Origin of the sequence: Bradyrhizobium sp. WSM2254 (genome assembly GCF_000472645.1) — a bacterium.
GTDB lineage: Bacteria > Pseudomonadota > Alphaproteobacteria > Rhizobiales > Xanthobacteraceae > Bradyrhizobium > Bradyrhizobium niftali.
Genome location: NZ_AXAB01000052.1, coordinates 16089 through 29616 on the forward strand (window position 1 = coordinate 16089; position 13528 = coordinate 29616).

Sequence of the window (13528 nt, forward strand, 5' to 3'; positions counted from 1 at the left end):
GGCGCGTGTCGAACCATGGAGGGGCGCGTGACGGATAAAGTCGTTGTCATCACCGGCGGCAGCCGCGGCATCGGGCGGGCGACCGCACTTGCGGCGGCCGCACGCGGCTTCCGTGTCGTCGTCGGCTACGCCAGCAACAAGCAGGCTGCGGACGAAGTCGTCGCGCAGATCGCTGCCAGCAACGGCAAGGCCATCGCGGTGAAATGCGATGTCGCCGAGGAAAGCGACATCATCGAACTGTTCAAGCAAGCGGACAAGTTCGGCGCGCTCGGTGCCCTCGTCAACAATGGCGGCATCGTCGGCAAGAGCGGCGTCCGCGTCGACGAGATGACGGCCGAGCGCATCCAGCGCGTGATGGCGGTCAACGTCACCGGCTCCATCCTCTGCGCGCGCGAGGCGGTGAAGCGGATGTCGACCAAGCATGGCGGCAAGGGCGGCGTCATCGTCAATCTGTCGTCGGTCGCAGCCCGCCTCGGCGCACCCAACACCTATGTCGATTATGCCGCGTCCAAGGGCGCGATCGATTCCTTCACCGTCGGCCTCGGCTATGAGGTTGCGGGCGAAGGCATTCGCGTTGCCGCGATCCGGCCCGGCCTGATCGACACCGAAATCCACGCTGCCGGCGGCGAGCCCGACCGCGCCCATCGCCTGGCCCATATGGTGCCGATGAAGCGCGTCGGCACCGCCGAGGAAATCGCCAATGCCATCGTCTGGCTGATGTCGGACGATGCCTCCTACGTCACCTCGGCCATTCTCGATGTGTCCGGCGGACGCTGACACATCTTTCCACGCTAAACTCACGGGACTTTCTCTCATGGCTACCTACGATCTCGTCGTCATCGGCACCGGACCGGGCGGTTATGTCTGCGCGGTGCGCGCCAGCCAGCTCGGCATGAAAGTCGCCGTGGTCGAAAAGAACGCAACGCTCGGCGGCACCTGCCTCAATGTCGGCTGCATGCCCTCGAAGGCGCTGCTGCACGCCTCCGAAATGTTCGAGGAGGCCGTGCATTCCTTCGCCAAGATGGGCGTGTCCGTCTCCACGCCGAAGCTCGAATTGCCTGCGATGATGAACTTCAAGCAGCAGGGCATCGACGGCAACGTCAAGGGCGTCGAGTTCTTGATGAAGAAGAACAAGGTCGATGTGCTCAAGGGCACCGGCAAGATCCTGGGCACCGGCAAGGTCGAAGTCTCCGCCGACGGCAAGTCGCAGGTGATCGAGACCAAGAACATCGTGATCGCCACCGGCTCGGACATCGCGCGTCTCAAGGGCATCGAGATCGACGAGAAGCGCATCGTGTCCTCGACCGGCGCGCTGTCGCTGGACAAGGTCCCCGGCAAGCTGCTGATCGTCGGTGCCGGCGTGATCGGCCTCGAGCTCGGCTCGGTGTGGAAGCGGCTCGGCGCCGAGGTCGTCGTCGTCGAATTCCTGGATCGCATCCTGCCCGGCATGGACGGCGAGATCGCCAAGCAATTCCAGCGCATGCTGGAAAAGCAGGGCTTTGCATTCAAGCTCGGTGCCAAGGTCACCGCAGTCGACACCTCAGGCAAGACGCTGAAGGCGACGATCGAGCCCGCGGCCGGCGGTGCTGCGGAGACGCTGGAAGCCGACGTCGTGCTCGTCTGCATCGGCCGCGTGCCCTACACCGATGGGCTCGGCCTGAAGGAGGCCGGCGTTGCGCTCGACAATCGCGGCCGCGTGCAGATCGATCCGCATTTCGCCACCAGCCTCAATGGCGTCTACGCCATCGGCGACGTCGTCGCCGGTCCGATGCTCGCGCACAAGGCCGAGGACGAAGGCGTTGCGGTTGCGGAGATCATCGCAGGGCAGGCCGGCCACGTGAACTACGACGTTATCCCAGGCGTCGTGTATACCACGCCGGAAGTCTCCGCCGTCGGCAAGACCGAGGAGGAACTGAAGCAGGCGGGCGTGACTTATACTGTCGGGAAGTTTCCCTTTACCGCCAACGGCCGCTCCAAGGTCAACCAGACCACCGATGGCTTTGTGAAGATTCTCGCAGATGCGAAGACCGATCGCGTGCTCGGCGTGCACATTATCGGCCGCGAAGCCGGGGAAATGATCCATGAAGCGTGCGTTCTCATGGAGTTTGGCGGCAGTGCGGAGGATCTCGCACGCACCTGCCACGCGCATCCGACCCGCTCGGAGGCCATCAAGGAAGCCGCGCTTGCAGTCGGCAAGCGGGCCATCCATATGTAGGCCACGCCCCGAGTCTGTTCGGGCGGGACAACACATGCTGCGCCGCCTTCTTCAACCGGTCTGGGTCCTGCTGGCGATCATCTTTCTGATCGAAGCCTGGCTGTGGGACCACCTCGAACCGATCGTCGCGCGGGTTGTCGCAGCGATTCCGCTCGCGCGCTTCAAGCAATGGCTGACGGAGCGTGTCGATGCGCTGCCACCGGCCTTGACGCTGATCGTGTTCGCGGTTCCGATCATTCCGCTGTTTCCGCTCAAGCTGGTCGGCCTGTACCTGCTCACGCATGAATACTGGCTGACCGGCGTATCCACGTTTCTGTTCGCAAAGTTGCTCGGCGTCGGCGTCACCGCCTTCGTATTCGACGTGACGCGCGACAAGCTCATGGAGATGCACTGGTTCGAGCGGCTCTACGATCTCGTCATGAAGCTGCGCGCCAAGGCGCATGAGCTCGTCGACCCCGTCAAGCAGCGCATCAAGGAGATCATCGGCGGCAACGGCGAAGGCTGGTCCTCCCGCACCCTCCGCCTGATCCAGCGCTTCCGCAAGAGCGTGCACCAGGCGCGCTGAGCGCGCATTCAGCTGTCGAGCCAGAGCTCGCGCCAATTCTCAGGTGTCGTCCCGGCGAAGGCCGGGACCCATAACCCCAGGGAGTAGTTTGGCGAAGATTCGTCGTTCGGTACTCCGACCATCCGCAATCGATAAATCACGCGGTATGGGTCCCGGCCTTCGCCGGGACGACGGCGGAGTAAGCCGTCCCATCGCCCCTAATGCAAATGCAGCAGATGCGGCCACCACAGGCCGAGTGCTGTCATGATGAGGCCGGCCAGCGTCAGGATGCCGCCGACATAGGCCAGCGCGATCATGCCGGTGATGATGGTGGCCGAGGCCAGCACGATGCCGATCTGGAAGGCGGCGGACGCCAGCTCGAAGTGATGGTATTTCGCGGTCGCCTCGTCGCGCTCGTGCTCGGCGTGCTTGGCCTTCTCGGCGAGCTGCTCGGTGCCTTCGCCGGTCTCGGGCTCGGAGCGGTAGCGCTGCGCGGTCTTGGTCCAGTCGTCGACCTGCTTCTGCACCGTCGCCTTCATGGCGTCGTCGGTGGTGCCGGCGAGCGCGAGCTTGCCCTGGTCGGCCGCGGTCAGCACCACGGTGCGGCGGATGCTCTTGGCCTGGAAGAACGCCCAGAGATTGGCGGCCTCGACGTTCTTGCTGATCGCTTCGGTCTGGGCGCCCTTGCCGAGCGTCTCCGAGATCGCCAGGAACAGCGCCAGCACGGCGATCAGAAGTGCGATCTTCTTGTTCGAGCCGGACGCGTGTTCGGCGTGCTCGGCATGCTCCATGCTTTCATGTGCGCTCATAAAATTCCTCCTGCCTTGGTTCCCCACGATTGACCGAACCGCGGGCGCCGCGCAAGAGGCAAGGAAGTTATGACGTCAGTGTGTCAGCGCCGCGGATGCGCGCTGGCATAGACTTCCAGCAGCCGCTCGGAATCGATGCCGGTGTAGACCTGCGTGGTCGAGAGCGAGGAATGGCCGAGCAATTCCTGGATCGCGCGCAAATCGCCGCCGCGCGACAATAGATGCGTGGCGAAGGAATGGCGCAGCGCATGCGGCGTGGCGCTGTCGGGCAGGCCGAGCGCGCCGCGCAGCCGCTCCATCGCGAGCTGGATGATGCGTGGGCTCAAGGGACCGCCGCGCGCGCCGACGAAGATCGGTCCTTCCGCCGGCAGCGGATACGGGCACATCGCAACATATTCCTGCACCAGCGCGAGCACGTTCTGGAGCACCGGCACCATGCGGGTCTTGTTGCCTTTGCCTGTCACGATGAGCACGTCGCCTTCGCCCGGCTTCGGCACCTCGCGGCGCTTGAGGCCGAGCGCTTCGGAGATGCGCAGGCCGGAGCCATACAGCAGCGCCATCACCGCGGCATCGCGCGCCAGAATCCAGGTCTCGCGGTCCTCACCGGCGCGCTCGTCGGCGTCCGCAAGACGCTTGGCCGACGCCATCGGCAGCGGTTTTGGCAGGCTCTTGGCGACCTTCGGCGCGCGGATCGCCGACAATGCGCCGACCTTGCCCTTGCCCTCGCGTTCGAGGAAGCGGCCGAACGAGCGCAGGCCCGCCAGCGCGCGCATCAGCGAGCGGCCGGCAATATCGTCCGCCCGGCGCATCGCCATGAAGGCGCGTACGTCGGTGGCTTCCAGCGCCGCGAAGCGCTTGAGCGTGACGCGCTCGCCCCAATGATTGCTGAGGAAATCCAGGCACTGCCGCAAGTCGCGGCCATAGGCCTCCAGCGTCTTCGGCGACAGCCGCCGCTCGGCGCCGAGATGCGACAGCCAGCGCGTCATCTCCTGCGCGATCGAGGGATCGGCGCTGGCGAGCTCGATGGGTGGGGCGGCCGCTTTGCTCATGCGCTCTGGACGTGGTGATTCCGCACAGTATATCGCATCACACTCGTTTATCGTTCGCTAAGGCCGCCTCACGGCGCTAGCCTTGAGGCCCCCGGGTTCCGATTCTCAGTTCATGGACCACACCTCCCGCAGCAGCACCGCCTCCGCCAACGCGACCCGCATGGTCGACGTGCTGGTGCCGGTCGCGCTCGACCAGACCTATTCCTACAAGGTGCCGCGCGGGATGGAGCTGAAGGCCGGCGATCTCGTCGGCGTGCCGCTGGGGCCCCGCGAGGTGCTCGCCGTGGTCTGGGCCGAGAACGCCAATCCCGATCCGCGACTGCACAACCGCCTCAAGGAGGTCAACGAGAAGCTCGACCTCCCGCCACTGAAGCCCGAGCTGCGTTCGGTCGTCGACTGGGTTGCCAATTACACGCTGAGCCCGCGCGGCATGGTGCTGCGCATGTGCCTGCGGATGGGCGAGAATCTCGGCCCCGAGCGGGTGCGCCCCGGCGTGCGCCTGGTCGGCGATCCCCCCAGGCGGCTGACGCCGGCGCGGCAACGCGTAATCGAGGTGTTGTCGGACCGGCTGCTGCACGGCAAGTCGGAGGCGGCCAAGGAGGCGGGCGTCTCGGCCGGCGTGATCGACGGCCTCGTCGACGAAGGCACACTCACGGTCGAGCCGATGCCGCCGCCTCCGCCGCCACCGGCCCCCGATCCGGATTTCGGTCGGCCGGATTTCACACCGCTCCAGCGCACCGCCGTCGATACGATGCGGGCGCTCGCGGCCAACGGCACCTTCCACGTCGCGCTGCTCGACGGCGTCACCGGGTCGGGCAAGACCGAGGTCTATTTCGAGGCCGTGGCGGAGGCGATCCGCCGCGGCAGGCAGTCGCTGATCCTGATGCCGGAGATCGCGCTCACCGGCCAGTTCCTCGACCGCTTCGCGCAGCGTTTTGGCGTGCGGCCGATCGAATGGCACTCCGAGCTCACCCCGCGCACCCGCGCGCGCAACTGGGCGGCGATCTCCGAAGGCTCAGCGCCGGTCGTGGTCGGCGCGCGCTCGGCGCTGTTTCTGCCTTACGCCAATCTCGGCCTCATCGTCGTCGATGAAGAGCACGACCAGGCCTACAAGCAGGACGAGGGCGTGCATTACCACGCCCGCGACATGGCGGTGGTGCGCGCGCATATCGCAAAAATTCCCATCGTGCTGGCCTCCGCGACGCCGTCGGTCGAATCCGAGGTCAATGCGCGCAAGAACCGCTATCAGCGCATCGCGCTGCCCTCGCGCTTCGGCGGCCAGCACATGCCGCATATCGAGGCGATCGACATGCGCCGCGAGCCGCCGGCGCGCGGCCGTTTCATCTCGCCGCGCTTGGCCTCCGAGATCAGGACCGCGATCGAGAAGCGCGAGCAGGCGCTCTTGTTCCTCAATCGCCGCGGCTATGCGCCGCTGACCTTGTGCCGTGCCTGCGGCCACCGCTTCGCCTGCACCATCTGCGATGCCTGGCTGGTCGATCATCGCTTCCGCCAGCGCCTGGTCTGTCACCATTGCGGCTTCTCGATGCCGCGCCCGCATATCTGTCCGAACTGTTCGGCGGAGGAATCGCTGGTCGCGGTCGGCCCCGGCGTCGAGCGCCTGCAGGAAGAAGCGGCGGCGCTGTTTCCGGAGGCGCGCACCATGGTGCTGTCGAGCGATCTCATCACCTCGATCGAGACCATGCGCTCCGAGCTTGCCGAGATCGCCGAGGGCCGCGTCGACATCATCATCGGCACGCAGCTCGTCGCCAAGGGGCACAATTTCCCGCGGCTCAATCTGGTCGGCGTCGTCGATGCGGATCTCGGCCTGTCCAATGGCGATCCGCGCGCGTCGGAACGCACCTGGCAGCTGCTCAACCAGGTGATCGGCCGCGCTGGCCGCGAGCAGGGCCGCGGCGTCGGCTATCTCCAGACCCACCAGCCCGATCATCCCGTGATGAAGGCGCTGATCGCCTGCGACCGCGAGGCCTTCTACGACAGCGAGATCGATCTGCGCGAGCGCACGCTCTATCCACCGTTCGGCCGGCTCGCGAGCCTGATCATCTCGGCCGGCGACCGTCCGAGCGCGGAAGGCTTTGGCCGCCGCCTCGTCGCACTCGCGCCGCGCGACGAGCGCGTGGTGGTGCTGGGCCCGGCGGAAGCGCCGCTCGCCGTGATCAAGGGTCGCTACCGCTTCCGCATCCTGGTGAAGTCGGCGCGCGGTTTCGATCTGTCGGACTATCTGCGCAACTGGCTCGCCGTTTGCCCGAAGCCGAAGGGCAATCTGAAGTTAGAGGTGGACGTCGATCCGCAGAGCTTTTTGTAGTTCCCGCTGTCATTCCGCGGCGCGCGGCAGCGCGAGCCCGGAATCCATTTCACCGCAGATTCTGTCGCCCGATGGATTCCGGGTTCACGCTTCGCGTGCCCCGGAATGCCAGCAACAAAAAAGCCCGCCGTCCCCCAAGACGGCGGGCTTTTTTCACGCGTGATGCGCCCTAGGAGACGACTTCCGCGGTGACGCGGCCGACGCCGGCGCCGGTGAGGCCGATGGCGCGGGCAGCACCCGTGGAGAGATCGAGGACACGGCCGCGAATGAACGGGCCACGGTCATTGATGGTGACGATGACGCTCGAGCCGCCATGGGTGACGCGCAGCTTGGTGCCGAACGGCAGCGAACGGTGTGCCGCGGTCATGGCGTTCTGGTTGAAGCGCTGGCCCGAGGCGGTCCTGCTGCCGGACTCGTTGCCGTAATAGGAGGCCATGCCGGAGAAGCTGTGCCCGGTGCCCGAGGACGGCGTCATCGCCGCGTTGGCGTTGCGCCAATCAGAGCCGGCATTGGAGTCGTTCTGGACGTGGTGGCGATGATGGTGCCGGTGATGCCTGGATTTGGCGGACGCTTCGGTGGCAGTTCCTCCAATGAGAAGAGTTGCGGCAATGAAGGCGATCGCCGTGCGCGGCCGGGTCACAGTGCCCAGCGTCTTGAAAGACAGCATTTAGTGGTCCCTAATCTAGTATTGCCACATATGTGGCCAGTGGAGCCCCCATCAGGTTGTGAGCGGATTGGCGTTTCCTTTCGCAATGCGGCATGAATTGGGCAGTAAATCTGTTCTATGTCGTCATGAAATATCTTGTGACCTGTTTCGATATTCAGGCGATATTCCGTAATATTTGGATTTAACGATTCGTTAACTATCTTATTACTTACAAATACTGTAAAACGAAGTCATAGCTCCCCGCGTTTAGAGTTGGGTAAGTATTCGCCGGGTGGAACTGACGAGGCGGAAATCACGCCTCAGCGATCCGTGTTCATGGCCGCTATGCGCTGAGGGCAGGAACAATCGGGGGCGACGGCGACGTAGGGCTCGCGGCAATTCCGTGGCGCGGCAGGTCGTCGCGCAAGTCGGTGCTCAGGTCGCCGTTTGCGTGTCGCCGACTGCGACGAACTGGCGACAGAACCTCATGCCTTTAATTTGGCGTCATGTTGCACGTGCGCGCCTGCTATGTTAGCAAAGCCGCGATTTTAACGAGCCCGGCACTTCCCGTGCTGGTCGAAAATCGAAGTCCCGCTTGAATTCCAAGGGCTTGGATCGCTAGGCGCCGCTTCGTGGCGACGGTTTTTCCCTTGCGAATTTGACAGCTAAAAGAGCGCGTCTGTGGCTGCAGAAGATACCTCCGTTTCCGGTGTGTCCGGCCGTTATGCAACGGCCTTGTTTGAACTGGCCCGCGACCAGAAAGTGGTCGACGAGGTCAAGGCCGACCTCGACAGGTTCGAGGCCATGCTCGGCGAGAGCGCCGATCTGAAGCGCCTCGTCCGCAGCCCGGTGTTCGCGGCCGATGCCCAGTCCAGGGCCCTCACGGCCGTGCTGGACAAGGCCGGCATTGCCGGCATCTCCGCCAATTTCCTGAAAGTGCTGACCGCCAACCGCCGCCTGTTCGTGGTGGCTGACGTCATCCGCGCCTACCGCGCCCTCGTCGCCAAGTTCAAGGGCGAGGCGACCGCTGACGTCACCGTGGCAGAGGCGCTCTCGGACAAGAATCTCGACGCTCTCAAGGTTGCCCTGAAGTCGGTGACCGGCAAGGACGTCGCGCTGAACGTGAAAGTCGATCCCTCGATCATCGGTGGCCTCGTCGTCAAGCTGGGCAGCCGCATGGTGGATGGTTCGCTTCGCACCAAACTCAATTCGATCAAGCACGCGATGAAAGAGGCAGGCTGATGGACATCCGCGCCGCGGAAATTTCCGCGATCCTCAAGGACCAGATCAAGAATTTCGGCCAGGAAGCTGAAGTCTCCGAAGTCGGACAGGTGCTGTCCGTCGGCGACGGCATCGCCCGCGTCTACGGTCTGGACAACGTCCAGGCCGGTGAGATGGTCGAGTTCGAGAACGGCACCCGCGGCATGGCGCTGAACCTCGAAACCGACAACGTCGGTGTCGTTATTTTCGGTGCCGACCGCGAGATCAAGGAAGGCCAGACCGTCAAGCGCACCCGCGCCATCGTGGACGCGCCGGTCGGCAAGGGCCTGCTCGGCCGCGTCGTCGACGCGCTCGGCAATCCGATCGACGGCAAGGGTCCGATCCAGGCCGACAAGCGCATGCGCGTGGACGTCAAGGCGCCCGGCATCATTCCGCGCAAGTCGGTGAGCGAGCCGATGGCGACCGGCCTCAAGGCCATCGACGCCCTGATCCCGATCGGCCGCGGCCAGCGCGAGCTGATCATCGGCGACCGTCAGACCGGCAAGACCGCGATCGCGCTCGACACCATCCTGAACCAGAAGCCGCTCAACGCGCAGCCCGACGAGAACATCAAGCTGTATTGCGTCTACGTCGCGGTCGGCCAGAAGCGTTCGACCGTTGCCCAGTTCGTGAAGGTGCTGGAAGAGCAGGGCGCGCTTGAATACTCGATCATCGTCGCCGCCACCGCGTCGGATCCGGCGCCGATGCAGTACATTGCCCCCTTTACTGCCTGCACCATGGGCGAATTCTTCCGCGACAACGGCATGCACGCGGTCATCATCTATGACGATCTGTCCAAGCAGGCCGTCGCTTACCGCCAGATGTCGCTGCTGCTTCGCCGTCCGCCGGGCCGCGAAGCCTATCCGGGCGACGTGTTCTATCTGCACTCCCGCCTGCTCGAGCGCGCGGCGAAGCTCAGCAAGGACCATGGCTCGGGCTCGCTGACCGCGCTGCCTGTCATCGAAACCCAGGCCAACGACGTGTCGGCCTACATCCCGACCAACGTCATCTCGATCACCGACGGCCAGATCTTCCTGGAAACCGACCTGTTCTTCCAGGGCATCCGTCCCGCGGTGAACGTCGGTCTGTCGGTGTCGCGCGTCGGTTCGTCCGCACAGACCAAGGCCACCAAGAAGGTCGCCGGCAAGATCAAGGGCGAGCTCGCGCAGTACCGCGAAATGGCGGCGTTCGCGCAGTTCGGCTCCGACCTCGACGCCTCGACCCAGCGCCTGCTCAACCGCGGTTCGCGCCTCACCGAGCTCCTGAAGCAGCCGCAGTTCTCGCCGCTGAAGATGGAAGAGCAGGTCTGCGTGATCTGGGCCGGCACCAACGGCTATCTCGATCCGCTTCCGGTCAACAAGGTGCGCGCGTTCGAGGACGGCCTGCTCTCGCTGCTGCGGGGCAAGAACGCCGACATCCTCAATACGATCCGCGACAGCCGCGATCTCTCCGACGACACCGCTGCCAAGCTGAAGTCGGTGGTCGAGGGTTTTGCGAAGAGCTTCGCGTAAGAACCGTCACGGCCGGGCCAAAAGCGCGAAGCGCGTCTTCGCATTTGATGTCCCGGCCATCCACGCCTTGCCGCGTGGAAAGACGAAGACGTGGATGCCCGGGACAGGCCCGGGCATGACGACAGAGACAGGCTAGCGGTTTGACCGCAAGGGATCGAACCGTCGGGGACGAAGAATGGCGTCACTTAAAGACATGCGCGTCCGCATCGCCTCCACCAAGGCGACGCAAAAGATCACCAAGGCCATGCAGATGGTCGCGGCCTCGAAGCTGCGCCGCGCGCAGACCGCTGCGGAAGCTGCACGTCCCTATGCCGACAAGATGAGCGCGGTGATCTCCAACATCGCCAGCGCTGCGGCGGGCTCGCCCGGCGCGCCGACGCTGCTGGCCGGCACCGGCAAGGACCAGGTCCACCTGCTGCTGGTCTGCACCGGCGAGCGCGGCCTGTCCGGCGCCTTCAACTCCTCGATCGTGCGTCTCGCCCGCGAGCGCGCCTTGGCGCTGATGGCGCAGGGCAAGGAAGTGAAATTCTTCTGCGTCGGCCGCAAAGGTTACGAGCAGCTGCGCCGCCAGTTCGACAAGCAGATCGTCGAGCATCTCGACCTGCGCAGCGTTCGCCAGCTCGGCTTCGTCAACGCCGAGGACATCGCCAAGAAGGTGCTGGCCCGCTTCGATGCCGGTGAATTCGACGTCTGCACGCTGTTCTATTCGCGCTTTCGCTCGGTGATCGCGCAGATCCCGACCGCCCAGCAGATCATCCCGCTGGTCGTCGAGGAGGGCGCTGCCGCCAGCACGACGTCTTACGAATACGAGCCGGAAGAGGACGAGATCCTCACGCGCCTTCTGCCGCGCAACCTCGCGGTCCAGGTCTTCCGCGCGCTGCTCGAGAACAACGCCTCGTTCTACGGCGCGCAGATGAGCGCGATGGACAACGCGACGCGCAACGCCGGTGAGATGATCCGCAAGCAGACGCTGGTCTACAACCGCACGCGTCAGGCGCAGATCACCAAGGAACTGATCGAAATCATCTCGGGCGCCGAAGCCGTCTAGCAAGGACGCATCGGTACCCGTCAAACGCAACATCCCGGTCGATTGACCGTGGTCTAGAAGTTCGGATCGAAGGAGACATTCAATGGCAGCCCAGTCCGGTCGCGTCACCCAGGTCATCGGCGCCGTCGTCGACGTGCAGTTCGAAGGCCACCTCCCGGCCATTCTCAACGCGCTCGAGACCAAGAATGGCGGCAACCGCCTGGTGCTCGAAGTCGCCCAGCATCTCGGTGAGTCCACCGTCCGCACCATCTCGATGGACACCACCGAAGGTCTCGTCCGCGGCCAGGAAGTGACCGACACCGGTTCGCCGATCCGCGTTCCCGTCGGTGAAGGCACGCTCGGCCGCATCATCAACGTCATCGGCGAGCCGATCGACGAAGCCGGCCCGGTCAAGTCGGACGGCCTGCGCGCGATCCACCAGGAAGCGCCGCTCTACACCGATCAGTCCACGGAAGCTGAAATTCTCGTCACCGGCATCAAGGTCGTCGATCTCCTGGCTCCCTACGCGAAGGGCGGCAAGATCGGCCTGTTCGGCGGCGCCGGCGTCGGCAAGACCGTGCTGATTCAGGAGCTGATCAACAACGTCGCCAAGGCGCACGGCGGTTACTCCGTGTTCGCCGGCGTCGGCGAGCGTACCCGCGAGGGCAACGACCTCTATCACGAGTTCATCGAGTCCAAGGTCAACGCCGATCCGCACAATCCGGATCCGAGCGTGAAGTCGAAGTGCGCGCTGGTGTTCGGCCAGATGAACGAGCCGCCCGGCGCCCGCGCCCGCGTCGCGCTCACCGGTCTGACCATCGCGGAAGACTTCCGCGACAAGGGCCAGGACGTGCTGTTCTTCGTCGACAACATCTTCCGCTTCACCCAGGCCGGCTCGGAAGTGTCGGCGCTGCTCGGCCGTATTCCTTCGGCGGTGGGTTATCAGCCGACGCTCGCGACCGACATGGGCGCGCTGCAGGAGCGCATCACTACCACGCAGAAGGGCTCGATCACCTCGGTGCAGGCCATCTACGTTCCGGCCGACGACTTGACCGACCCGGCGCCCGCGACCTCGTTCGCGCATCTGGATGCGACCACCACGCTGTCGCGCTCGATCGCCGAAAAGGGCATCTACCCGGCGGTGGACCCGCTCGACTCGACCTCGCGCATGCTCTCCCCGCTGGTCGTCGGCGAGGAGCACTACGCGGTCGCCCGTCAGGTCCAGCAGGTGCTCCAGCGCTACAAGGCGCTCCAGGACATCATCGCCATTCTCGGCATGGACGAGCTTTCGGAAGAGGACAAGCTGACGGTGGCCCGCGCCCGCAAGGTCGAGCGCTTCATGTCGCAGCCGTTCCACGTCGCCGAAATCTTCACGGGATCGCCGGGCAAGTTCGTCGACCTCGCCGACACCATCAAGGGCTTCAAGGGCCTGGTGGAAGGCAAGTACGACCACCTGCCGGAAGCCGCCTTCTACATGGTCGGCACCATCGAAGAGGCGGTCGAGAAGGGCAAGAAGCTCGCCGCGGAAGCGGCTTAAGAAGCGAATGGCGAATGGGGAGTCGCGAATAGTTTCGCTGCTCCTTTTCGCCACTCGCTATTCGCCATTCGCTATTCGCAAGGTTCCCCATGGCCACCTTCCACTTCGATCTCGTCTCTCCGGAAAAGCTCGCATTCTCGGGTGAGGTCGACCAGGTCGACATCCCCGGCGTCGAGGGCGACTTCGGCGTGCTGGCGGGCCATGCGCCGGTCGTGGCTGCGATCCGGCCCGGCATCCTCACCATCACCGCCGGCGGCCGCCACGAGAAGGTCATCGTGCTCGGCGGCCTCGCCGAAGTCTCCGAGAACGGCCTCACCGTGCTCGCCGACGTCGCGACCTCGCTGGATGAGCTCGATCGCGCCCAGTTCGCCGAGACGATCGCGGAGATGGAAGAGGGCCTGAAGGAGCACGAAGGCGACGAGCTCGATCAGGCCATCGCGCGGCTCGACCACTTCAAGAGCATCCAGCAGCAGCTCAGCTCGACGGCTATGCATTAAGCCCCGGGGCATCGCTTCGGGGCTCGAACGCGAAATTCCTGCAAGTAATTCCTGAATAAATTCAGCGCCCGTCACCGACCGTGGCGGGCGCTGAAACTTTGTTGCACCGC

12 protein-coding genes are annotated in these 13528 nt (G+C 64.8%); 9 read left to right on the forward strand and 3 right to left on the reverse strand.

All coding sequences use genetic code 11. The features are described from left to right. The first annotated feature begins 15 nt into the window (after positions 1-15). From A3M7_RS0131680 to A3M7_RS0131690, 3 genes are read left to right on the forward strand one after another with little or no spacing between them, the layout of a single operon-like run. Positions 16-777: an SDR family oxidoreductase gene (locus A3M7_RS0131680; protein ID WP_084302695.1), complete on the forward strand. Its 762-nt coding sequence runs from the start codon at positions 16-18 to the stop codon at positions 775-777. A 37-nt stretch (positions 778-814) separates the two neighbouring features. After that, positions 815-2215, forward strand: a complete 1401-nt coding sequence (gene lpdA / locus A3M7_RS0131685) for a dihydrolipoyl dehydrogenase (protein ID WP_027547540.1) — start codon at positions 815-817, stop codon at positions 2213-2215. Between the two features lie 34 nt (positions 2216-2249). After that, positions 2250-2780, forward strand: a complete 531-nt coding sequence (locus A3M7_RS0131690) for a hypothetical protein (RefSeq protein ID WP_027547541.1) — start codon at positions 2250-2252, stop codon at positions 2778-2780. Between the two features lie 197 nt (positions 2781-2977). Here the strand turns inward: A3M7_RS0131690 and A3M7_RS0131695 are convergent, their stop codons facing one another. Continuing rightward, on the reverse strand, positions 2978-3568 hold the full coding sequence (locus A3M7_RS0131695) for a DUF4337 domain-containing protein (protein ID WP_027547542.1): 591 nt from the start codon (positions 3566-3568) through the stop codon (positions 2978-2980). Positions 3569-3651: 83 nt separating this feature from the next. Continuing rightward, positions 3652-4617 (reverse strand): tyrosine recombinase XerC, encoded by a 966-nt coding sequence (locus tag A3M7_RS0131700; RefSeq protein WP_027547543.1) that lies wholly within the window; start codon positions 4615-4617, stop codon positions 3652-3654. A gap of 112 nt (positions 4618-4729) precedes the next feature. Here A3M7_RS0131700 and A3M7_RS0131705 point away from each other — a divergent pair, with 112 nt between their 5' ends. Beyond that, positions 4730-6940 carry a primosomal protein N' gene (locus A3M7_RS0131705; protein WP_027547544.1) on the forward strand — a complete coding sequence of 737 codons (2211 nt, stop codon included), beginning with the start codon at positions 4730-4732 and terminating at the stop codon, positions 6938-6940. A gap of 169 nt (positions 6941-7109) precedes the next feature. Here the strand turns inward: A3M7_RS0131705 and A3M7_RS0131710 are convergent, their stop codons facing one another. Beyond that, on the reverse strand, positions 7110-7607 hold the full coding sequence (locus tag A3M7_RS0131710; protein WP_027547545.1) for a septal ring lytic transglycosylase RlpA family protein: 498 nt from the start codon (positions 7605-7607) through the stop codon (positions 7110-7112). A gap of 660 nt (positions 7608-8267) precedes the next feature. Here A3M7_RS0131710 and A3M7_RS0131715 point away from each other — a divergent pair. The 5 genes from A3M7_RS0131715 (at position 8268) to A3M7_RS0131735 (ending at position 13418) form a co-directional block, all read left to right on the forward strand. Next, the gene (locus A3M7_RS0131715; RefSeq protein WP_027547546.1) at positions 8268-8828 is read left to right on the forward strand and encodes a F0F1 ATP synthase subunit delta; all 561 of its coding nucleotides are present in this window, start codon (positions 8268-8270) and stop codon (positions 8826-8828) included. Beyond that, entirely contained in the window at positions 8828-10357 is a 1530-nt protein-coding gene (gene atpA / locus A3M7_RS0131720; protein WP_027547547.1) for a F0F1 ATP synthase subunit alpha, read from the forward strand. Before A3M7_RS0131715 ends, atpA begins: the two co-directional genes overlap by 1 nt. A gap of 175 nt (positions 10358-10532) precedes the next feature. After that, the gene (locus A3M7_RS0131725; protein ID WP_027547548.1) at positions 10533-11405 is read left to right on the forward strand and encodes a F0F1 ATP synthase subunit gamma; all 873 of its coding nucleotides are present in this window, start codon (positions 10533-10535) and stop codon (positions 11403-11405) included. A gap of 82 nt (positions 11406-11487) precedes the next feature. Next, positions 11488-12921 (forward strand): F0F1 ATP synthase subunit beta, encoded by a 1434-nt coding sequence (gene atpD / locus A3M7_RS0131730; protein ID WP_027547549.1) that lies wholly within the window; start codon positions 11488-11490, stop codon positions 12919-12921. A gap of 89 nt (positions 12922-13010) precedes the next feature. Next, a complete protein-coding gene (locus A3M7_RS0131735) occupies positions 13011-13418 on the forward strand; it encodes a F0F1 ATP synthase subunit epsilon (RefSeq protein ID WP_027547550.1) in 408 nt (135 codons plus the stop codon). The last annotated feature ends 110 nt before the right edge of the window (positions 13419-13528 follow it).